The organism is Pseudoduganella rivuli (assembly GCF_009674485.1).
Classification (GTDB): domain Bacteria; phylum Pseudomonadota; class Gammaproteobacteria; order Burkholderiales; family Burkholderiaceae_D; genus Rugamonas; species Rugamonas rivuli_B.
Window position 1 is genome coordinate 1 of sequence record NZ_WKJJ01000014.1, and the last position, 21,725, is coordinate 21,725.

Annotated in this window: 22 protein-coding genes; 12 read left to right on the top strand and 10 right to left on the bottom strand. The window is 63.6% G+C overall.

From position 1 onward, the window contains the following. Window positions 1-465: 465 nt before the first annotated feature. The gene (locus GJ700_RS21310) at window positions 466-1,038 is read left to right on the top strand and encodes a YceI family protein (RefSeq protein WP_229507153.1); all 573 of its coding nucleotides are present in this window, start codon (window positions 466-468) and stop codon (window positions 1,036-1,038) included. On the opposite strand, the gene GJ700_RS21315 is transcribed toward GJ700_RS21310, so the two are convergent. After that, a complete protein-coding gene (locus tag GJ700_RS21315; RefSeq protein WP_154377661.1) occupies window positions 1,035-1,664 on the bottom strand; it encodes a LysE family translocator in 630 nt (209 codons plus the stop codon). The genes GJ700_RS21310 and GJ700_RS21315 overlap by 4 nt on opposite strands. A 97-nt stretch (window positions 1,665-1,761) precedes the next feature. Here GJ700_RS21315 and GJ700_RS21320 point away from each other — a divergent pair, with 97 nt between their 5' ends. Together GJ700_RS21320 and GJ700_RS21325 are read left to right on the top strand one after the other, a co-directional pair. Next, the gene (locus tag GJ700_RS21320) at window positions 1,762-4,722 is read left to right on the top strand and encodes a hybrid sensor histidine kinase/response regulator (RefSeq protein WP_229507154.1); all 2,961 of its coding nucleotides are present in this window, start codon (window positions 1,762-1,764) and stop codon (window positions 4,720-4,722) included. Window positions 4,723-4,778: 56 nt separating this feature from the next. Further along, window positions 4,779-5,855: a DNA topoisomerase IB gene (locus tag GJ700_RS21325; RefSeq protein WP_154377663.1), complete on the top strand. Its 1,077-nt coding sequence runs from the start codon at window positions 4,779-4,781 to the stop codon at window positions 5,853-5,855. Window positions 5,856-5,859: 4 nt separating this feature from the next. Here the strand turns inward: GJ700_RS21325 and GJ700_RS21330 are convergent, their stop codons facing one another. Next, entirely contained in the window at window positions 5,860-6,786 is a 927-nt protein-coding gene (locus tag GJ700_RS21330; protein WP_154377665.1) for an NAD-dependent epimerase/dehydratase family protein, read from the bottom strand. Window positions 6,787-6,877: 91 nt separating this feature from the next. On the opposite strand from GJ700_RS21330, the gene GJ700_RS21335 reads away from it, so the two are divergent. After that, window positions 6,878-7,252 carry a YbaN family protein gene (locus tag GJ700_RS21335; RefSeq protein ID WP_154377667.1) on the top strand — a complete coding sequence of 125 codons (375 nt, stop codon included), beginning with the start codon at window positions 6,878-6,880 and terminating at the stop codon, window positions 7,250-7,252. Then, complete coding sequence (locus tag GJ700_RS21340) at window positions 7,249-7,533, top strand: hypothetical protein (RefSeq protein WP_154377669.1); 285 nt, start codon at window positions 7,249-7,251, stop codon at window positions 7,531-7,533. Before GJ700_RS21335 ends, GJ700_RS21340 begins: the two co-directional genes overlap by 4 nt. 77 nt (window positions 7,534-7,610) lie before the next feature. Here the strand turns inward: GJ700_RS21340 and GJ700_RS21345 are convergent, their stop codons facing one another. Further along, window positions 7,611-10,721: an NAD(P)-binding protein gene (locus tag GJ700_RS21345; protein WP_154377671.1), complete on the bottom strand. Its 3,111-nt coding sequence runs from the start codon at window positions 10,719-10,721 to the stop codon at window positions 7,611-7,613. A gap of 186 nt (window positions 10,722-10,907) precedes the next feature. Between GJ700_RS21345 and GJ700_RS21350 the strand changes: the two genes are divergently transcribed. Together GJ700_RS21350 and GJ700_RS21355 are read left to right on the top strand one after the other, a co-directional pair. After that, complete coding sequence (locus tag GJ700_RS21350) at window positions 10,908-11,507, top strand: phosphohydrolase (RefSeq protein WP_154378007.1); 600 nt, start codon at window positions 10,908-10,910, stop codon at window positions 11,505-11,507. A gap of 413 nt (window positions 11,508-11,920) precedes the next feature. Then, window positions 11,921-12,640 carry a response regulator gene (locus GJ700_RS21355; RefSeq protein WP_154377673.1) on the top strand — a complete coding sequence of 240 codons (720 nt, stop codon included), beginning with the start codon at window positions 11,921-11,923 and terminating at the stop codon, window positions 12,638-12,640. Between the two features lie 308 nt (window positions 12,641-12,948). Here the strand turns inward: GJ700_RS21355 and GJ700_RS21360 are convergent, their stop codons facing one another. Then, window positions 12,949-13,173, bottom strand: a complete 225-nt coding sequence (locus GJ700_RS21360) for a hypothetical protein (protein ID WP_229507155.1) — start codon at window positions 13,171-13,173, stop codon at window positions 12,949-12,951. A gap of 84 nt (window positions 13,174-13,257) precedes the next feature. On the opposite strand from GJ700_RS21360, the gene GJ700_RS21365 reads away from it, so the two are divergent. Beyond that, window positions 13,258-13,839, top strand: a complete 582-nt coding sequence (locus GJ700_RS21365) for a chromate transporter (RefSeq protein WP_154377675.1) — start codon at window positions 13,258-13,260, stop codon at window positions 13,837-13,839. Beyond that, window positions 13,836-14,414 (top strand): chromate transporter, encoded by a 579-nt coding sequence (locus tag GJ700_RS21370; protein WP_260117382.1) that lies wholly within the window; start codon window positions 13,836-13,838, stop codon window positions 14,412-14,414. The genes GJ700_RS21365 and GJ700_RS21370 overlap by 4 nt, the downstream gene beginning before the upstream one ends. A 15-nt stretch (window positions 14,415-14,429) precedes the next feature. Here the strand turns inward: GJ700_RS21370 and GJ700_RS21375 are convergent, their stop codons facing one another. Further along, entirely contained in the window at window positions 14,430-14,996 is a 567-nt protein-coding gene (locus GJ700_RS21375) for a YceI family protein (protein WP_154377677.1), read from the bottom strand. Between the two features lie 111 nt (window positions 14,997-15,107). Then, window positions 15,108-16,037, bottom strand: coding sequence for a serine O-acetyltransferase EpsC (gene epsC, locus GJ700_RS21380; protein ID WP_154377679.1), 930 nt, complete (start codon window positions 16,035-16,037; stop codon window positions 15,108-15,110). A gap of 149 nt (window positions 16,038-16,186) precedes the next feature. Between epsC and GJ700_RS21385 the strand changes: the two genes are divergently transcribed. Then, window positions 16,187-17,374: a multidrug effflux MFS transporter gene (locus GJ700_RS21385; protein WP_154377681.1), complete on the top strand. Its 1,188-nt coding sequence runs from the start codon at window positions 16,187-16,189 to the stop codon at window positions 17,372-17,374. Window positions 17,375-17,395: 21 nt separating this feature from the next. Then, window positions 17,396-17,947 carry a DUF1877 family protein gene (locus GJ700_RS21390; protein WP_154377683.1) on the top strand — a complete coding sequence of 184 codons (552 nt, stop codon included), beginning with the start codon at window positions 17,396-17,398 and terminating at the stop codon, window positions 17,945-17,947. Window positions 17,948-17,975: 28 nt separating this feature from the next. On the opposite strand, the gene GJ700_RS21395 is transcribed toward GJ700_RS21390, so the two are convergent. Then, window positions 17,976-18,794: a helix-turn-helix domain-containing protein gene (locus GJ700_RS21395; protein WP_154377685.1), complete on the bottom strand. Its 819-nt coding sequence runs from the start codon at window positions 18,792-18,794 to the stop codon at window positions 17,976-17,978. A 90-nt stretch (window positions 18,795-18,884) separates the two neighbouring features. On the opposite strand from GJ700_RS21395, the gene GJ700_RS21400 reads away from it, so the two are divergent. Then, window positions 18,885-19,517: a hypothetical protein gene (locus GJ700_RS21400; protein WP_154377687.1), complete on the top strand. Its 633-nt coding sequence runs from the start codon at window positions 18,885-18,887 to the stop codon at window positions 19,515-19,517. Window positions 19,518-19,529: 12 nt separating this feature from the next. On the opposite strand, the gene GJ700_RS21405 is transcribed toward GJ700_RS21400, so the two are convergent. From GJ700_RS21405 to GJ700_RS21415, 3 genes are read right to left on the bottom strand one after another with little or no spacing between them, the layout of a single operon-like run. Next, entirely contained in the window at window positions 19,530-19,784 is a 255-nt protein-coding gene (locus tag GJ700_RS21405) for a hypothetical protein (protein ID WP_154377689.1), read from the bottom strand. Window positions 19,785-19,836: 52 nt separating this feature from the next. Beyond that, window positions 19,837-20,463 carry a helix-turn-helix transcriptional regulator gene (locus GJ700_RS21410; protein ID WP_154377691.1) on the bottom strand — a complete coding sequence of 209 codons (627 nt, stop codon included), beginning with the start codon at window positions 20,461-20,463 and terminating at the stop codon, window positions 19,837-19,839. 7 nt (window positions 20,464-20,470) lie between these two features. Beyond that, a complete protein-coding gene (locus tag GJ700_RS21415) occupies window positions 20,471-21,697 on the bottom strand; it encodes an MFS transporter (RefSeq protein ID WP_154377693.1) in 1,227 nt (408 codons plus the stop codon). Window positions 21,698-21,725 lie beyond the last annotated feature (28 nt).

Here is a 21,725-nt window from a genome sequence, read left to right on the forward strand (position 1 = left end):
TGAGACTATGATTTGCCATGAGAGCAGTGGATTAGTTTTTGGGTTTGGTCGCACAAACACAATAACTCTTCCTTACTGCTCTCTTGCGTTTACGGCATGCTCATCCCGGCAATCCGTGAAGAACCAAAAAAAAACCCGCGATAGCTCGCGGGCGAAGGGATTCAAATCGGGAGAGATTTGAAAGAGCGGTATCATCATCGCACTGCTTGATGACTGCCTGATGACAGTCCCATGCTGCTTTGGTGGTGCTCCGAAATCCTTGCTGTCAGGACCTAGATTAGTACAAAGAAATACACCCAATTCTCACCAATAATCACAATGTGTAAATTTTCGCGACTAACCGGTATTTCCACGCTGTTGCTGCTCAGTGCGTGTGTACGATTACCAACACCCATGGCAGAAAATGCAACACCTATGCCGGCGCCTGTGGCGGCCGTACGCAGCAATTGGCCGGATCCGGCCCGGATGGCGGATAAATGGAAAATTACCGGGGATTCACTGATCGCGGTGACCGTGCGGCGCGGCGGCGCCCTCGCCCGCCTCGGCCACGACCACGTGGTGGCCGCACGCGTGCTGAACGGCTGGGCCTATCCCGGCAAAGGGCCGGAACCGGCGCGGGCCGTCTTCAGCTTCCGGCTCGATGCGATGGTGGTGGACGACGACGCGTTGCGCACGCAGGCGGGACTGACCAATACGCCGCCGGCCGACGCGATCGCCGGCACGCGCCACAATATGCTGGTCAAAGTGCTGGAAGCGGAACGCTATCCGGAAGTGCTGGTACAGGCCGAACAAAGCAGCGCCGGCGCGCTCAATGCCGACATCACGCTGCACGGCGTCACGCGCCGCTATACGATCCCGGCCCGCATCGGGCAGGACGCCGGCGGCATCGCCGCCAGCGGCCAGTTCACGTTAAAACAAAGCGATTTCGGTATCACGCCATTTGCCGTGCTGGGCGGCGCGCTGGCCGTGCAGGATACGCTGGAACTGCGCTTTGCGATCCGCGCCGCCCCCGCTGCCGCACAACCCGCGCGGCCCTAGCGGGCCACGATCAGGCGCACGCCCAGACCGACGAAGATCGTGCCGGCGATCCGGTCCAGCCACAAACCTGCGCGGGGGCTGCGGTTGATCCATTTGCCGATGGCGCCGGAAAAATAACCCAGCAAGCCAAACAGCACGCACGCCTGCAACGTGAAAATCAGGCCCAGTTGCGCGGTCTGCCAACTGACGCCGCCCCGTTCCGCCACCACGAACTGGGGCAGGAACGACAGGAAGAACAGCACCACCTTGGGATTGATGCTGTTGGCGAACAAGCCCTTGCCGAACAATTTCGCCAGCGATTCGTCCGGCATGCCATCGGCGGCCACGTGCGCGCCGCCCTTGCTGCGCAGCGCCCCCCATCCAAGCCAGATCAGGTACAGGCCGCCAAACACCTTGAGCGCCGTGAATGCGGCCGGCGACGCGGCGATCAGTGCACTCACGCCCAGCGTGGCCAGCACCGTGTGCGTCAGGCAGCCCAGCGCGCAGCCCAGGCCGAAGGCGATGCCCCGTGCACGGCCGCGCGACATGCCCACGCCCAGCACCATCAGGTTGTCCGGCCCCGGCGATGCCGTGATCAGAACGGCGGCCGCGAGAAATCCAAAGAATTGTTCAGGTGAGATCAGCAAGGTAGGGATTCCGTCAGGAGTCGATTAGAATATGGCAAGCCCCACATTTTACTATCACTACGCTGCCGTACAACGGCAAACAAGTCCGGTACACACGATGTTCCTACCATTCATCGCCCTGTTCGCCAGCGTGCCCCGCCGTGTGCTTGCTCACCTGCTGATGCTGCTGCCGCTGGTGCTGGCCGGCGCGCCGGCGCACGCGGCGCCGGAAGCGGACACGCGCGCGGGCCAGGCCGTCCTGACCAGGGCTGCCACGCTGGATTTGCTGAAACACGGTGCGCTGTACCGGGACGACGGCCAGGCCTTCCCTTCCGACCCGGCCGACCTGCCCGCCTTCCTGGCGTCGCTGAAAACCGCGGGCAAGGTGGATTTGCTGGGTGGCGGCTACTGGCTGCATGCACGCCTGCGCAACGATACGCGCCAGTCGGGCTGGGTCATCGATCCCAACGATACGCTGATCGACCGCGTCGAGGCCCGGCTGTACGGGCCGGACACGGCGCTGCAGCACCTGTCCACCGGCTACCGCGCGCCGCATGAATACCTGCTGCATTACGGCAAGGACGTGGCGCTGCAACCGGGTGAAAGCTACGACGTGCTGATCCGCTTCTCCAGCCCGTATTACGCGCGCACGCCCGTGTTTGCCGTGACACCGCAAGACGCCTACCGCACGCTGGTGGCCCGCGAAAATTTCATCATCATCGGCTCCATCGGCGCGCTGGTGGCGCTGGCCATCTTCAATTTCTTCATTTACACGTACACGCGCGACCGCTCGCCACTGTATTACTCGCTGTACGTGCTGTGCTACGCGACCGGCTGGGGCCTGACGTTCCACCTGCCCGCCGACCTGTTCGACTGGCACGACCTGCGCTTCCATTACGTGCCGTTTTTCCTGCTGCCGGTCTTGAGTACGCTGTTTTACCGCTCCTTCCTGCGCCTGGAAGACAACGCGCCACGGCTGCACAAGGCCAGCAACATCAACTTTATTTTGCCGCTGTTGCTGCTGCCCAGCTGCTTCGTCGCGCTGCCGTATGCGCACACGCTGGCCACCATCGTTATTTCCGTCTGGATGACCCTGGCGCTGGTCAGCGGCATCGTGGTCTGGCGCAACGGTTACCAGCCGGCCCGCTTCTTTATCCTGGGCTTTATCGCGCTGATGCTGCCGGGCGTGCTGATCCTGCCGGCCAATGTGGGCCTGATCCCGGCCGCCGTGGAGAACGCACAATTGTTCACCTTGTTGGGCGGCACCGTGGACGGCGTGCTACTGGCGTTCGCACTGGCCGACCAGATCCGCCTGCTGCGCAACCACCTGGAACAGCGGGTGCAGGAGCGCACGGCCGAGCTGACGGAAGCAAAGGAACACGCGGAAATCGTCAGCCGCCACCGCATCGATTTCCTGTCGGCCATGAGCCACGACATCCGCACGCCGCTGGCGGGTGTGATCGGCATGCTGAAATTCGCGCTGCGCGACCAGACGGTCCGTGGCCGCACGGAAGAATACCTGCGCATCGGCTTGCAAAACAGCGAAGCGCTGCTGGCCATCCTCAACGATATCCTGGACTTTTCCAAGATCGACGCGGGCAAGCTGTCGATTGAAACCGTGGACGTGGACTTGCGCACGCTGATCGATGAAGCGGTCGGCATCCTGCAGGCGCAGGCCGACGCCAAGAGTTTATTGCTGAAAGTCGACCTGGCGCTGGATTTGCCCCGCTATGTGCAGGGCGACCCGACCCGCATCCGGCAAATCCTGCTGAACCTGCTCGGCAACGCCATCAAGTTCACGGACCGGGGCGAAGTGCGGCTGGAAGCATCCGCCAAGCCGGGCCGCAACGGCCTGACGCACGTGCAATTCAATATCCGCGACACGGGACCCGGCATCCCGGCGTCGACCCTGGCGCGCCTGTTCCAGAAGTTCGAGCAAGCCGATATTTCCACCACCCGCCGCTTCGGCGGCACCGGCCTGGGCCTGGCGATCTGCAAGGAACTGGTGGAATTGATGGGTGGCGTGATTGGCGTCGACAGTACGCCGGGCGTGGGGTCGAACTTCCACTTTACGCTACCGCTGGCGTTGGGCATGCCGCCGGAAAACGATTTGATGACCTTGCCGCGCGAAGCCCGTCACGCGTACCGCCTGAACATCCTGTGCGCGGAAGACGTGCGCACCAACCAGATCATCATCAGCACCTTGCTGGAAAGCATGGGACACCAGGTGGTGCTGGTGGAAAACGGCGTCGATGCGCTGGCCGCGCTGTCGCACGAGGAATTCGACCTGGTGCTGATGGATGGCCGCATGCCGACCATGGATGGCGAACAGGCCGCGCGCCTGATCCGCCGTGGCGGCAGCGAAGATTACCGCGTCAAGGATACCAGCGTGCCCATCATTGCCCTGACGGCCAATGCCAGCGACCACGACCGCGCGCGCTACCTGGCGGTCGGCATGGATGGCTTCCTCAGCAAGCCGGTCGACGAACGCTTGCTGTACGACCAGATCGAAAAAACCATTGCCCAGTTGCTATCGCGTGGCCGCACGCTGCAATTTGTCGAGCCCGGCGACGCGGAACAGGCGGGCGCGGAAGCGTCCGGCTTCGCCGCCAATGACAGCGCCGCCCTGCCCGCCGGGACGCCGCCGGCCACGCCAACGGATGCGGACCTGGCGGCCCAGTTCGGCGTCGCCCCGCTGGATGCGGCCGCACCGCCCGTCAACAACGATGGCAAAATCCATATCCTGCCGCTGGCCGGCTTGTCACAAAAGCACATGCAGCGCATCACGCAAGCATTCCTGGATGAGGCGCCGCGCCGGCTGGAACTGGCGCGTACCGCCGTGGCGGCCGGCAAAGCCAGCACGGCGTCCGCCGCTTTCCACGCGCTGAAAGGCAGCGCCGGCTACCTCAGCTCGACGCACCTGCACACCTTGTGCCACCGGATGGAAAAGCTGGCGGCGGCCGGACAACTGGACGACGTCACGGCCGGCCTGCCGGAATTGCAGGAAGCGCTGGCGCAGGCGTGCAACGACTTGCGCGGCCTTCCCCAGCCGGCGGAAGCAAGCCTGGCGGCGAACTGACGCGCTCGGTGCGGCAGGCAACGGAGCGCGCCGCCATGCGCCCGTAAGCTTGGCGCATGAAACGCGACCTGCCCCGTATCGTTGAAGGCGCCAACAGCCACGATGCCCGCGATGCCCGTGCCGACGCCAGCGCGGCCGGCTTGCGCCACGTGCACGACGACCGCCCCGGCCTGCGCCGCATCGCCACCAAATCCGGGTTCCGCTATACGGACGCCGACGGCAAACCCGTGCGCGACAAAGCCACGCTGGATCGCATCCGTTCGCTGGCCATCCCGCCCGCGTGGCGCGACGTGTGGATTTGCCCGACCGCCAACGGCCACTTGCAAGCCACGGGCCGCGACGCGCGGGGCCGCAAGCAATACCGCTACCATCCGCGCTGGCGCACCGTGCGCGATGACGTCAAATACGAACGCATGCTGGCGTTCGGCCAGGCGTTGCCGGCCATCCGCGCCCAGGTCGACGCGGCGCTGGCGCTGCCCGGCCTGCCCCGCGACAAGGTGCTGGCGACCGTGGTGTACCTGCTGCAATCGACCATGATGCGGATCGGGAATGAAGAATATGCGCGCGACAACCGCTCATATGGCTTGACCACGCTGCGCAACCGCCACGTGCACATCGATGGCAGCAAGGTCCGTTTCCGCTTCCGTGGCAAAAGCGGCGTGCAACATGATGTCGCCGTCAGCGACCGCCGCCTGGCGCGCATCATCCGCCGCACGCGCGATCTGCCTGGCCAGGACTTGTTCCAGTACATCGATGACGACGGCAACCTGCGCAGCATCGGCTCGGGCGATGTCAACGCTTACCTGCGCGGCATTAGCGGCGACGATTACACGGCCAAGGATTTCCGCACCTGGCATGGCAGCGTGCTGGCGGCGCAGGCGCTGCTGGCCTGCGGGCCGGCCGCCAGCGTGGCCGAAGCGAAGAAAAATGTCGTGCGCGCCATCGAAACCGTGGCGCGGCGATTGGGCAATACGCCCGCCGTGTGCCGCAAGTGCTATGTGCATCCGGCCGTCATCGACGCTTACCTGGGCGGCGCGGCCGCTTCCCCGCCCTCCCCGCCGTCGGCCACGGCCGGGCCGTACGCGCTGGCGCCGGAAGAACAGGCGCTGCTGGCATTGCTGCAAACCCGATAGGGCTTCAGGCGCGCGGCGCCAGCAAGTGCAATATGCCCTCGCCTGCCGCTTCCAGCCCGTCATAGGCGGCGCGCCAGCCCAGCAGCCGCTGCGCCTTGCCGCAATCGCACGCCGTGTTGTACTTGACAAAATACTCGGCGAACTGCACGTCCTGCGGGCTGTAATACTGCCGCCAGTCGCCCGGCGCGCTTTGCCAGTGCGTGCCATGCCATGTCGCCACTTCCTGCGCATAATCGCGCAGCGACACCGGCTGCGGCGACGCCACGTTGAACGCCTGTCCCGCCGCGATGCCGCGCGCCTCGACCGCGCGCACGAACGCCTCGGCGATATCGCTGGCGTGGGCAAAGTGCAAGGTGGCCTTGCCGCCCTCGGGCAAGGCCAGCGGCTCGCCCCGCGCCAGTTGCGCAAACACCCCCGCATGCAGGTTGGCCGCCGGGTTGACGGGCCACCACCAGCGTCCCGCGATCTGCCCGGGGTGGATCACGGTGGCGTCCACCGCGTCCTGTTCCAGCAACAGCGCTTCGATTTGCGCCTTCCACTCCGCGTACACGCCATAAGGCCGGCGCGGCGCGGTTTCATCGTGCGGCGCGCCGCCGCGCGGACCGTAGGCCCAGACCGAGCCGCAATGCAGCAAATGCGCGCCACTGCCGTGCAGCGCGGCCAGCATCTGGCGGGCGCTGTCCGGCATGAAGCACACCAGGTCGATCACGGCGTCCGGCCGCAACCCCGCCACCAGCGCGCCAAACGCGCCGGCCTGGTCCAGCGCATCGCGGTCGGCGTGGCGCCACGCCACCTTGTCCCAGGCGGGATCGGCATAATACGGCGCGCTGTGGCCGCGCGTCACCACCACCACGTCATGGCCGGCCTGCACCAGCAGGGGCGCCAGGTAGCTGCCGATATGGCCGGTCCCGCCTATCAGGACGATCCGCATGCATCACCTCCGAGGGTATTCCGATCCGGCCAGCATAGACCGCCTGCCAGACTGTTGCAATCGAACACGCAATGCAGGGTATGATAGTCCCATGAGAATCGCCGCCAACATCCTCGGCAGCTTCGCCCTGGTCCTCGCGGTCCTGGGCGTCTTCCTGCCGCTCCTGCCCACCACGCCATTCCTGCTGCTGGCCTCGGCCTGCTATGCGCGCGGTTCGCCGCGCCTGCACCTGTGGCTGCGCAACCACCCGGTGTTCGGCAAATACCTGCGCGATTTCGAGGATGGGCGCGGCATTCCCCTGCGCGGCAAGATCCTGGCGCTGGTCATGATGTGGACGTCGATGCTGTATTCGATCTGGAAAGTCACGCTGGCCGTGAAATTCGTGCTGGCCGCGATCGCCTGCGCCGTCACCGTCTACCTGCTGCGCCTGCCCACCACGCCGCGCGAACCAAAGGACCCGGCATGAGGATCGTGATCCTGGCACTGGCCGTGCTGGCGTTCCTGGCCGTGCTGTGGGGACCCGTGATCTGGCTGGCCAACCGCTACCTCGCGCAAGGCGTGTACGGCCAGTATGGCTTGCTGCGCAAGCTGCTGCCCGGACAACTGGTGGCGGCCATCGTGCTGACGGTGGCGGCCGATTTCACCGACCGCTGGGACCTGGGCACGGTGATCGGCGCCGTCACGCTGGCCGTCAGCGCCGGTGGCGCCGCCATCCTGTCACTGCGGCGGCTGATGCCGCGCCGCTGACGCGGCGGCGGCCGGACTTCGTGGCATACGAAGCCCGGCAATTGCGGGGGAGCTGATGCGCGCCCCTGGTTGAACCTTTAAAAGTCCTTCTCGCCCTGGATCACTTGCGGATACCCCGTCATGGCGCGCGACGTCTGCATGCCCGCCATCACGGCCGCTTCCACGCAGCCGGCATTGAGGCCGGTCTTGATCCAGTCGCCCGTGAGGAACAGGTTGTCGAAGCCCGATTCGTCGGTCGCCAGCCGGTATTTCGTGGAGTTGACCACCGACATCACGTAGCGCTCGGACGGATCCACGTTGGCGCGCCAGTATTGCGCATCGAAGCGCGCTTCGCCGGTGCCTTCGGCCGGATCGACCAGCCAGTTCCACGGGAACGCGCCGGCCGGGCCGGCGGCGGGCCACAGGTAGGCGATTTGATTGCGCAACTGGTTGACGGCGCCCTCTTTCGCCACGGCTTTCATCTGGTCCGGGAAAGCGTGGTCCGATGGCGGCGGATAGGCGGCCACCGGCAAGGCGCTGCAGAAGTACGACACGTTTTTCGGATCGATGGCGGGCGGCCAGTCTTCGCGGCACAGCAACTGGTCCATCGGCGCCCACGTGTCGTACGGTTCCGTAAAGCCCGACAGCACCGGCTGCTGGCCTTCCGGCTGGTACGTCCAGCCCATTTGCGCCAGGTCCTTGTTCAGCCATACCTGGTACGCCTGGGTGGCGACGGTCTGCACCTTTTCCGACGCCGTGCGCAGCTTGTCGCTTTTCGCCAGCAATTGCGGGCACAGCGCGGGCAGCGAACCGATGGAAATCCCGAACACCACCCTGTCGAAGTCCACGCCTTTTTTCAGGGTGACGCTTGGCAGCGGTTTACCGAACGCTTCGCGGTAGAGTTCCGGCCAGTTGGTCCAGAACGATTCCAAGTTGACGTTTTCCCGTTGCAGCAGCGCGGCCTGGGCCGGGTCGATCTGGTCGTACAACGGCGCGGACGGCCAGCATGCCAGGCCCTTGACGTCGACCAGCGGCTGATAATCCGCGCCGGCCAGCGCCACCTGTTGCGTCATGCGGATACTGCCGATGGTGTCGCCGTCCGGCACCAGTTCATCGACCTTGTGGAAGTATTTGAATTGCACGCCGCGCGCTTTCAGTACCTCATACATCGGCGTGAAAATGGTATCGCCCATGCCGGCCTGCATCTTGAACATGATGCCGCCCTTGTAAGCCAGGCCGATGCGCATCATCGAGCGCAGGATCGTGCCCGCTTCCACGTTCGGCTTGTCGTACTCGCCGTTTTCATAGGCGAACACCAGGTCATAGAAGCCCCGCACCGGCGCCGAATTCACGCAATACTCTTCATCGCCGCCATGTTTGCGCAGCCAGTCGCGGAAATCGATATCGTTGATGACGTCGAAACCGTGGCGGAACACGCCGTCTTCGAACATGCCTTTCATGACGGTGATGCCCAGGTCCAGGCAAATGAACATGTGGCGCAAGTCATCGTTGCCGATGATCCGGTCGCGGTAGCGCGCATGCAGCCACTGGCGGATGCCGCCCAGGGTGCCGGCCAGCATCTCGTGTTCCGAAGCCTGGTGCGTGGACGAATCCGGCGCCAGGTTGGCCACCAGCGCGGCCAGCGCGCCGGCCGACACCACGACGTCTTCGGCCAGGTCCGCGATATCTTCGCGCACTTCATGGGCCAGGTGGCGCAGCCAGCCGCCCGGGCCGCTCGCATGTTCAGGCGCCTTCTTTTCCTCCAGGTCGTCCGCGATTTCGTGCAGTTTTTTCAGCCATTGCTCGATCCACGCGATCATGGCCACCGCCATTTGCCATAGCGTGATCTGTTCCGTGCCCGTGCCCGGCTCGCCCGGCAACGTCGGGAACACGATTGACCAGTTGCGCCATTCGCCATTGACGTCTTCCGACAGCGCCACGTAATCCTGCTGCTTGAACGCGTCTTCCCACGTGGCCAACGGCGAACCCGGCGGACGTCCCAGGGCCGCATAGGCTTCCTTGATCATCTTGAACGCGTTGGCATAAAAGCCGAACCAGATGTGCAAGCCGTGTTCTTCGATGCGCTGGCCCAGTTCCGCATTGCGCCCGCTGGCGCCCTTGCCGCCCAGCCGCCAGCCCTGCTGGTAGACCGTGATCTCGTAATTGTTTTGCCAGCCCGGCTGGCTGGTCAGGTAATACGCGGTCGTCATCGAGCCGACGCCGCCGCCGAGGATGGCGATTTTTTCCGGGTTCACCTGCGAGTTGTCGACCAGCTCTTCGCCCGGTTGCGCCGTGAAATCGAAATTCACGTGGAATGGCAGGATCGCCTGCTGCGTCCCCAGCTGCAAGCCCAGCGTCTCGTTCAGCGGGAAGCTGTCGAACGCGTGCAGCGTGGCTTCGTAGTCGTAGCCCAGCAATTTCACGCTGTGCAGCTTGTCGATGGTGGCCGGGGCCGCGACGATGGCCTGGTACACGGCCTTGATGCCGGCGCTGTCCGGGAATTGCTTGAGGAAGATCTGGTCGATGCGCGGGTTGCGCAGCAGCGACACGATATCTTCCCAGCCTTCCTTGTCCATGTTGAAGAAGTCCGGCACCGACAGGAACAGCTGGATGGCTTCCTCGATCAGGTCGCCGATATCGTCCAGCACTTTTTCCTGCTGGTTGGGATTGACCGCGTTGACTTCCAGCAGCGGATTGAGCGCGATCCGGGTTTCCGGCGAAAACTGTTTAAAGCCCTTGGCGGACACGGAACAGCGCAGCGGCGGCTGCCCTTCATGGGGAATTTCGTATTCGCACAGGTACTTCGGATAGCCGAACAATTCGCGGCCATTAATCAGCGCCATCGCATCGTCGACAAAGATATGGCATGGATACCAATAGATATGCTCCAGCTTGCCGTCGGCGTCCATGGCGCCCGTCATGACCCACGTGACGATGTCGATTTCCGTGATCCAGCCCTTCGCATGGTCCACCGGCGCCGCGGAGTCCGCGTGGTTGACACGGGTAAACGTGATCATCACGTACGGCGACAGCGCCTTGAAGCGCATGCGCTGCCCCGCCACGGCATTCAGGCTGGTATCGAGGGTATGCTGCAGTTTGGCCACATCGCCCTTGACGAAGTAGCCGTACATTTCGGAATTCTTCAATTGCAGCGGTGAATGCATCATCACTGAACCACCGGGGTACAGGTAGGAAGGACGTGTCGCCATGGAGTCTCCGTAAGATAAGAATGCGTCCGGCTAGTGTATTTCAAATTTCGATAATGTTGCTCATAAGAATAGAATTTTCCACCAGTTTGGAGTGGCTATCATGCTTGTAATACAATGCCGACCAAATGTATGAATTGCGTGATGAAGAGGAAGTGAATGCGCGGCGAAACGCGGGCCTGGGTCCGCATGCCTTCGGGAAAGCGGCTGGATTTGCTGGACCCGACTCCGTTCGACTGGGACGATGCCGATCTGGCGCTGGGCCTGGCGCGCACCTACCGCTGGGGCGGCCATTCGGCGTGGCCGCTGCCGTTGTCCGTGGCCCAACATTCGCTGACGGTGATGCAGCTGCGCCGCGACTGGGCCGCGCAGGCGGGCGCCACGTTACCGGTGGAACTGGAATTACGCGAATTACTGCACGATGCGGAAGAAGGCTTGTTGGGCTTCGACTGTATTTCCGTCTTAAAACCCTTCCTGGGCGAGCAATTCAGGGAATTGAGCCGGCGACTGGAGCAAGCGGTGTTCCTGCGTTATGGCTTGCCGCGCTGGACCCGCGACGGCCACCGTATCCACAAGCGGGCCGACCGCCTTGCCGCCGCCAGCGAAGCAGTGCACGTGGTGGGCTGGTCGCCCCAGGAAGTGCGGCAAACGCTGAAAATCCGGACGCAGCCGCTGGAAACCGATCCCTTGCAAGCAGTCTATGGCGGCCGGCCATGGGAACCGTGGCCACCGGCGCTGGCATGCGAGCGCTTTCTGGAAATGTTATATAAACTGAAACAACTGCTATAAAGCCAGTCTGCAGAACCAACTTGATCAACGTGTTCTAATAGGGTGGATTTAAAGCGCTTTTCAGCCTTATCCACATCGTCTGTGGATAAGCATGTGGAAAAGACCCTCTTGACAGGCCGGGAACGCAGTATTTAAGCGGGTTTCAACACTTTGCTGATTTCGCAGGCAAAAATTTTCATCAAGAAAATCAATTACTTGCAAATCGCTTGATGCAGCACCAAAAATTATTTTTTGCCGATTGAAAAAAATATTCGGCGTTTGCTTGCAGAACGGGCATGCCGGAGCCGAAGCGCCGCCGGAACCCTTTGACAAATATTCGGCCGAGGAATAGTGTTGCTGAAGCGGATGCACGAATGGGCGGCCCGTGTCTTGATACAGTGCACGCCGACGACAGATTAGCCACAGGAATGTGCATGAACGTGAAAGAAGATAGCAGCCCCGACTGGATGATTGAAGAGGATGCGCCCGCCGGCGCGGACCCGAATGGCGCTGCCGTCCCCGCCCCGTGGCGGGTGCTGATTGTCGATGACGATGTCGACGTCCATGTGGTGACGAAGTTTTCCCTCAGCAATGCCTGCTTCCAGGGCCGCCGGCTCAGCTTTTTGCACGCCTATAGCGGCGATGAAGCGCTGACGGTGTTGCGAAATAACCCCGACGTGGCGCTCGTGTTGCTGGATGTGATCATGGAAACCAGCGAAGCGGGATTGAAGGTGGCGCGCCAGATCCGTGATGACTTGCATAACAAGCTGGTGCGCATTGTCCTGCGCACGGGGCAGCCGGGCCAGGCGCTGGAACACAGCATCATCCTTGATTACGACATCAACGATTTCTGGTGCAAGAGCGACCTGACGACGCGCAAGCTGTTCACCACGGTGATTTCATCGCTGCGCAGTTATGCGGGGTTGATGGATGCGGAACAGCGCATTGTGGCGCTGCAGACGCAACTGGCGCGCCAGGTCGGCTTCACGCTCGATGGCGAGAACCGCATCGTTGACGCCAATGCCCGGGCCGCCGCGCTGCTGGGCGTGGCGCGCGAAGAGCTCGTTGGTGGACAGGTAAGCGCGGTGGCGCCAAATGATGTCGACAGCGCCGCCAATGCCGCGCCGGCAAAACACTGGATACGCATACAGTAGTTATCTGCGGCGATTTTGCCGCGATTTTTACGGCATCGTGCCGTCATCCGCTTTGCCGGACACGCTAAGTGGCGGATTGATAAGCGCTTTTTATGATATCCACAAACAGTGTGGATATCTTTGTGGAAAAGCCCCTCTTGACAGCCCGCACGGCCTGCAACCATGCGGGTTTCAATAAACTGCCCGTTCAAATGGCAGAAAACCCCGCCTTTAAAATCAAGCACTTACAACAGCACTGAAATCATCGCGAAAATTTTTTGCAGGCTCCACGCGAAATGTGCATAAGTACGGCTGACCTGGCGTCCCGGTCAGTGGGAAATGCGGCGCCGCAAATCCGGGTGCAACAGCACCCTTTCAATCACATCCGGGTGCACGTTATTCGACTTTAAATACTCGATGGCGCACAGCGTCGAGAAACAATCCTGCACGGCGATCCCTTTATTGACGATTTCACTGCAACGCGCATCGGTGCGCTGCTGCCCGGATTGCTGCATGGCCGACACGGGCCGGTCGATAACGGTGTGTGCTTCCATTGCTTTTCCTTCACTGTGATTGGCCCCTGACGGCCGTGAAGGGAGTATCGAACAATAAATCGCGAAGTCAAGGATAATAGCGGGATGATTCCTGAAGACAATCCTGCCGATATCCGTCGGCGGCCGCAATCGCTGGCTGACCTGTTTTTTTCCTTCACCATCCTGGCGTTGCAGGGTTTCGGTGGTGTCCTGGCCGTCGTGCAGCGCGAACTGGTCGAGCGCAAGCGGTGGCTGACACAGGAGGAATTCACGGAAGAACTTGCCGTGGCACAAGTAATGCCCGGCCCCAATGTCGTCAACCTGTCGCTGGTGATCGGCGCCCGCTATTTCGGCATGCCGGGCGCGGCTGCCGCGCTGGCCGGCATGCTGGCCATCCCCCTGCTGCTGATCATTGCGCTGGCGCTGGTGCATTCGCAATTTGCCGACCATCCCGGCGTGGCGGGCGCCTTGCGCGGCATGGCGGCCGTCTCGGCCGGCATGATTGCCGCCACCGGCGTGAAACTGGCGGCGTCGCTGAAGCGCCATCCGCTGCCGCTGGCGTTCGGCCTGGGCATCAGCGTGCTGGCCGTGGTGCTGCTGGTGTGGCTGCGGCTGCCGCTGCTGTACGTGCTGGGCGGCCTCGGCGGCCTGTGCTGCCTGCTGACTTACCGGAGGCTCAACCGTTGACCGCCACCATCGTCCTGACGTGGGCCGACTGGTTCAACCTGTTCGCCCATTATTTGCTGCTGTCGCTGATGTCGGTGGGCGGCGCGATTTCCACCACGGCGGAAATGCACCGCTTCCTGGTGGAACAGCACCACTGGCTGACGCCGCAGCAATTCAACGACGCCATTGCGCTGGCACAGGCCGCGCCGGGACCGAACGTCTTGTTCGTCGCGCTGATGGGATGGAAAGTGGGCATGAACGCCGGCAGCTATCCGGCGGCCGTGCTGGGCGTGACAGTGACGATGACGGGCATCATGCTGCCCAGCACCACGCTGACCTACATGGCGTCGCAATGGCTGCACCGCAACCGCGAAAAGCGCGGCGTGCGCGCCTTCAAGCAGGGCATGTCGCCCGTGGTGGTGGGCATGCTGGTCTCGACCGGCATCATCCTGGCCACGGCCAGCGCCCAAACCGTGCAGCACTGGCCGCTGTGGGCGCTGTCCTTTGCCGCCGGCGTGGTGATCTGGCGCACCAACCTCCACTTGTTGTGGCTGCTGGGCGCCGGCGCCGTGCTGGGATGGTTCCAGCTGGTCTGAGGGTGGCTGTACGCCTTATTCCTTGACGGATTCGATTGCGAACGACAAGGTCACTTCATCGCTGACGTGGGGCGCGTATTTGCCGGCGCCGAAGTCCGAACGCAGGATTTTCGCCACGGCGTTGGCGCCGCACGCATCTTTCTTCAGCATCGGGTGCGGCATGCACTGGAACGACGTGACCGTCAGGGTCACCGGCTTGGTCACGCCCTTGATGGTCAGGTTGCCATCCACGGACGCGACTTTGTCGCCATTGAAATTCACCTTGGTGGATTTGTAGGTGATGGTCGGGAACTTGGCCGTGTTGAGGAAATCTTCACCCTGGATGTGGTTGTTGAACGTGGCGTAGCCCGTGTTGACGGACTTGGCGTCGATGGTCACGTCCACCGAACCGGTCTTGGCGGCCTTGTCGATGGTGATCTTGCCGGTGGTGGTGTCAAAGCGGCTGACCTGGTTCGAATAGCCGAAGTGGCTGTATTCGAAGCGCGGGAAAGTGTGGGTGCCGTCAATCACATAGGTTTCCGGCGCGGCGGTGGCCGCCATCGAGATACCGGCGGCGATCAGCAGGGCAACGATTTTCTTCATATTCACTCCAGTTAAGAAATTGGGAACGATTTACGTGGGAGTGATTATGACCATCGAAAATTCGATTGTAAAACGGAAAATTTCCCGCATTACAATCGAAAAAATCGATACTTACTTGCAGTCGTTGCGCATCTGTGCCTGCGACACATTACTACCAGGCGGCACGCTCTGCGTCAGCCACACGTTGCCGCCGATGGTGGAACCGGCGCCGATCGTGATGCGCCCCAGGACCGTCGCTCCCGCGTAAATCACCACATCATCCTCGACTATCGGATGGCGCGGCGTCCCCTTGATCAGCGCGCCGCTGGCATCCGCCGGGAAGCGTTTCGCGCCCAGGGTCACGTGCTGGTACAGGCGCACGCCCTGCCCCAGGATCGCCGTCTCGCCGACGACCACGCCGGTGCCGTGGTCGATGAAGAAGCTGGCGCCGATGGTGGCGGCCGGGTGGATATCGACACCGGTCTTGGTGTGGGCGATGTCGGCAATCAGGCGCGCGATGAACGGCGAGCCCAGCTTGTGCAGCAAGTGCGCAATGCGGTAATGCAGGATCGCGATGGTGCCCGGATAGCACAGCATGATTTCCGCGATCGACGTGGCGGCCGGGTCGCCCGCGAAGGCCGCATGCACGTCGGACACCAGCAGCGCCCGCACTTGCGGCAAGCCGGCGGCAAATTCGCGCGTGATGGCATACGCTTTCTGCGTCAGCGCTTCCTCATCGAACCCGTCGAATTCCGATGCGAACTGCAAGCCGCGCCGCACCTGTTCCGTCATGCGGTTCAGCGTGGTGTTGAGGGTGTCGCCGACAAAGTAATCGATGCTTTCATCAGTCAGGTTCGGGCGGCCGTAATGGGTGGGAAACAGCACGGCGGAAATGCCGTCGACGATCGCCACCAGCGCTTCGCGCGAAGGCAATTCGCGCACCTTGCCCTGGTGACGGATATTGTGGGTCGCTTCACGCGAGATGCGCAGCTGTTCAATCACAGGGCCCAGGTTCCAGTGCGATGCGCGCACGCCGGTGCCGTCAAAGGTGTCGATGGTCATGGCAAATATGAAAACAAGTAAAAACAGACAATTGATCAGCTTAATTAGCCGGTGGGGCCACGCGAAAGAATAATTTCATTCTTTCATATGCGAAAAGCGCATAACGGGCTGCTGACGTAAAATACCGGTCCGACAACGATACACTCCCGATGAATATTCTGCTGACCGTGCTGCTGGCCGGGCTGACCATGGTGGGTCCGCTGGCCATCGACACTTACCTGCCCTCGTTCCCCGCCATTGCGCAAACCTTTGGCGCCAGCCCGATGGCGATCCAGCAAACGCTGTCGCTGTTCCTGTTCTGCTTTGCCTTCATGATGCTGTTTTACGGCACCCTGTCCGATTCGTTCGGACGCCGGCCCGTGATCCTGTGGTCGCTGGTGCTGTACGTGATCGCCTCCGTGGGTGCGGCGCTGGCGCCCACGTTCGGCGTGCTGCTGGCGTGCCGCATCGTGCAGGGCCTGTCGTCCGGCGCCGGTTCCGTGGTGGGCCGCGCCATCGTGCAAGACCGGTTCAGCGGCGCGGACGCGCAAAAAATCCTGGCCAACGTGATGATGGTGTTCGGCCTGGCGCCCGCCATCGCCCCCATCCTGGGCGGCTGGCTGCAGGTATCGTTCGGCTGGCGCTCGATCTTCTGGTTCCTGACCGGCTTTGGCGTGCTGATGATCGCCGCCGTGCACCGGGGCTTGCCGGAAAGCTTGCCGGTGCAGCAGCGCCATCCGTTCCACTTCGGCGCCATCGCCCGCAATTACTGGAAAGTCGTGTGCCACCGCCAGTTCCTGCTGCTGTCGGTGGCGGTCGGCATGGCCTTCGGCGGCTTCGCGCTGTACATCGGTTCGGCCGCGTACTTCATCATGAATATCCTGCACTTGCCGGAAACCGCGTTCGCGTGGCTGTTCATCCCGCTGATCAGCGGCATGGTGATCGGTTCCGCGCTGGCGTCGAAATTCGCCCACCGCTACGCGCAAAGCACGCAAATCTGGATCAGCTATGGCTTGATGGCCGTGGCCGCCATTGCCAACGTGGCCTATAACTACATGTTCGCGGCGGAAGTGCCGTGGGCCGTGCTGCCGCTGTTCCTGTATTCGTTTGCGCTGGCGATTTCCATGCCGCCCATGACCCTGATTGCGCTGAACCATTTCCCGAATAACAGCGGCCTGGCGTCATCGATGCAATCGTTTATCCAGATGATCCTGTTTGCGCTGGTGTCCGGCCTGCTGGCGCCGCTGCTGTTCGACAGCGCATTCAAGCTGGCCTGCGGCGTGCTGGCCTGCCTGGCTATCAGCCTGATAGCGTGGGGAATTGCGCAACACGGCGAAGAGATTTCCACAGGAACATAAAGGCCGTGCTACGATTTCTGTATGGGAATCTCTTGTGTCGCTTATGCCGTCAGCGATGGCAATATCCGCCGGGTGCTGGCCGACCCGCCCCTCGTGTGGCGCCTGGTCGAGCCGGAAGATGCGGGGCTGTACCTCGCTGAAATCGGCTACGAAAACAGTCCGCTGGCGCCGGAAGTGCCGACCCTGGTTTACACCGGCCACGAGCGCTATCTGCTGGACCTGGACCGCCTGTGGGACGGCCTGGGCGCCTGCCTGAGGACGTGCGCACCGCGCATGCCCTGCTTCTTCGACGATGCGCAGCCGCTGGGCCACATCGACGTCGGTTACGGCCCCGCCCTGTTTCACCGCGCGTCCGCCATGGCGCGCATTGCCGAAGCCTGCGCCGGCATCGACGAATCGCAGGTGGTGGCGGCGCTGAAGACAGCGAATTTCGAGGGGGTCTACCTGGGCGACGTGTGGGAATCGGGCAGCAACGAAGTGGCAACCTGCCTCAAAGAGTGCTACACGGAATTCCAGGCCTTCGCCGCCTTTGCCGCGCGCCACAAGCTGGGCGCCGTGATCCACATGACGTGAGCTGGTGGGGCAGTTGCCAACTGACCCACTACCGCCAGCAGCGGTACAGCCAGTAGTCGTCATCCTCGCTGCTGCGCCGCAGCAGTTCGCCTGGCGCCACACCCGCCAGCCGGCGTACTTCCCGGCATAGATGCGGCTGGTCCGCATAGCCCGCGTCGCCGGCCACGCGCGACCAGTCCAGCGCGCCGTCACCCGCCAGCGCGCGCGCCTGCAGCAGCGCCGCTTCCAGCCTGTCGGTGCCGCGCAAGGCCCGCATCGATTGCCCCGTCAGTTGTTTGACCTTGCGTTCGAACTGCCGTTCGCCGATGGCGCGCTGTACGCCGGCCAGCCGCTGCCGCAGCGTACGCAGCCACGATGCGCCATGCGGCTCCGCATGGTGCGCCGGTTGCCATTGTGTCCGCAAGAACGCATCGGCCATCCGCAACCGTTCGCCATCGCCGCCGGCGGCCAGCATGGCGTCGGCAAATGCCTGCCACGGGCTGCCCAGCACCGCGTGCAACGGCACTAACCGGTCCGCCATGGCCGGCAGCGCTGCGCCCGTCATCGCGTGAAAGGCGTCCGGATAGAAAATCACCATGAACGCGTGGACCGGTCCGGGATTCCACGTCACCCGCGGGCGGCTCAGCGGCCCGCTGACGACCACCCGGTCCATGGGCGGCGCGGCGTCGGAATCCCCGTCGTGCGCCCGGCCGTCGATAAACCACGTGACGGCGCAAAACGGCGCAGCGGGGAAATGGTTCAGCGCGGGCGTGGACGGCGCGCCGCCCTGCGTCGTATCACGCGCAATGAAGGCGCGCACGCAGCCATGCAAGGCGGCGGGTGGCAGAATCACGTGGGTTTCGGGCATGGGCAATGTCGGAATTGTTCAAGACGGCCATCAGCGGGCGATTTATGCTTGCCTGAAGATTAACAGATTAACCGCCATCGAGGACCCATCATGCCTGTTTTGCCGCCTGCCGCCATCGCCCGCCTGCACCGTTGTTCCGGCGCCCTGCTGGGCTCGTTCATAGCAATCCACCTCGTCAACCACCTGCTGCTGTTATATAGCCAGGCCCTGCACCGGCAAGCCATGGACGCGCTGCGGCTGGCCTACCGCTGGCCGCCCGTCGAAGCGCTGCTGCTGGCGTGTGTCGTGGTGCAGGTGGTGACCGGCGTGGCGCGTCTGCGGCGGAACGCGGCGGCAGGCGGCTGGACGCCGGCCCGCATCGCCGGCCTGTATTTGCTGTATTTTCTTGCGGTCCATACGCTGGCGGTGCTGAGCGCGCGCAGCCTGCTCAATCTCGACACCAACCTGTATTTCGCCGCCGCCGGCTTGCACGTGTGGCCCTTCGCGCCGTACTTTGTGCTGCACTACCTGCTGGCCGTGGTGGCGGTCTTTGTGCACCTGGGCAGCGCACTGGCGCCCCGGCTGGGCATCCGCGCGCCGGCGGCGCGCACAGCCGCCATGCGCATGGCATGCGCTGCGGGCACGGCGGCGGGCGTGGCCATCGTGGCCGCCATGGCGGCCAGCCAGGTCAGGATTCCTGCCGACTATCTGGCGCCGTTTCACGCCATCCTGCGCGCGGTCTAACGGGGCGCCCGGTCACGGCCACGGCATCGGCGTCACTTGCTCGTATTGCTTGCCGCCATGCTCCGGCGCGTCGCCCTCTTGCGTAGCCTGGCGCCAGCGCGCACGGCCCTGGCCCAGCGCAAGGATTTCCTTGCGGCCTTCGACGAAATCAGACGTGCTGAGGGGGTTTTCCTGGTCCGGCCAGTTGGCAATGGCCCAGTTTTGCAATTCTTCGTAGCGGCGCCACACTTCGCCGATGAATTGACGGCGTATCTGTTCTTCCAGCATGCTGGCCTCCTGCGTAAGGGTTCAGCCGCAGTGTACGACGGCCCCTGAAAGCTCAGCGCACCGGACGGATCCGGTAGACGCAGCGGCGCGCCCCGGACAGCAAGTGTTCAGCCCGTTCCACTGTGCAGTTATCGCCCAGCACGCGCTGGAATACTTGCAGTTCGGAGCGGCAAAAACCCTGGCAGGCGGTGGCCGCCGCGCAGATCGGGCAGTGATTTTCCATCAGCAGCAGGCTGCCATCGTCCTGCACCGCCACTTCGGCCATGTAGCCTTCCGTTTCCCGCACGGCCGCCAGGGCCGCCGCCTGGCTTTCCAGCGCCGGCGGCGCCTTTGCCAGCGCGGCGCGGTACAGCGCTTCGCTGTCCTGTTCCCGCGCCGCGATCAGCTTGTCGAGCCCCGCCTCGCCGAACAAGGCGCGCACCTGCGTAATCATTTGCAAAGTCAAATCCGCGTGGCGGTCGGGGAAGCGGGCATGGCCGGCCGCTGTCAAATGCCAGCGGCGCGACGGGCGCCCCACCTTGTCGGCCACGTCATCGAAGGCCGCCAGGCCCTTTTCCTGCGCCGCTTCCAGCTGGCGCCGCGCGCCCATCGACGTCAGGCCCAGCAAGTCCGCCAGCGTTTGCGCGCTTTGCGGCCCGCGTGTTTTCAGTAAATACAGGACGTGGTCAAAGGTGTTCATGGTGCAATCATTCAGTCGGCGCGGGCGCCATGCCGGACGTGGGTGGCAGCGCCTGCTTTCCCCACGCCAGCCAGTTCCATCCGGACCAGGCCGCCAATGCGGCGCCCAGCACCAGGATCAGCCGCGTATCGGCCAGGGTCAGCACGGAGCCGGCCAGCGCCATCAGTATATTCGCCACGCAGAACGTCGTCGACAGCAAGCCCATGACGGCGCCCTGGCCGTGCGCACCGAAGCGCCCCGCCGCCCAGTGCTGCACGGTGGCGCTGTAAAACGCGTTGGGAATGCCGAACAGCACGATACCCGCCAGGCCGATCCACAGCTGGCCGACACCCAGCAAGCCCACGGCGCACGCCAGCGCCAGCGCATGGCAGCCGGCGCGCCGCATCGGCGCCGTCTCGGCGCTGCGGCCCGCCATCACGGCCGCCACCGTCATCACACCGCACAGGCCCACATTGGCGGCGGCAATGCTTTGCGCATCGTAATGGGCAATTTCCACCAGCCACAGCGGATAAAATTCGTAGAACGCCGTGACGCCGCACATCATGGCCAGGTGCAGCACGAACAACTTGCGCAATTCCGGGTGCCGGACCAGGTTCAGCGCATGGCGCTCGCGCGCCACCTGCCACCACGAGTCCGCGCCAGGCTGGCCCGCGTCGCGCGGCAACACGCAGGCCACCAGCAGCGCCACGCACAGCATGGCCACGGCGGCGATCCAGAACGGCACCGTCACGCCGAACCCGACGGTCACGCCGCCCAGCAGCGGCCCCGCCAGCCAGCCCAGGTGGAACGCCCCGTTCAGCCACCCGAGGGCACGCAGGCGCAACGGCCCGTCGAGCCGCTCGGCCAGCATGGCGCGCGCCACCGCCCCGTTACCCTCCAACAGGCCGGTGGCAAAGCGGGCCACGATAAACAGCGGATACGATTCGGCCAGCATCGCCAGCGCCGTCGCGGCGTGGCCCAGCGCGGCGCCCAGGCCCGTCGCCAGCAGCACGGGACGGCGGCCGTAACGGTCCGACATCGAACCCAGCACGGCGGAACCGATCAGCAGGCCCAGCGGATTGACCATCAGCGCCACGCCAAACAGCAGCTTGGGCGGCAACCCCAGGAATTGATTCAAGCCGTTTTCCGCGCCGGCGGCGAACAGCGGCGGCAGGATCGGGTACGACAGCGACGCCCCGATGGTGGACAGCAGGGCCAGCAGGCAGGCGGCGGCAATCAGCAGGGCATGTTTCATAGGCGTATATTTTCAACAAGATCGTTGA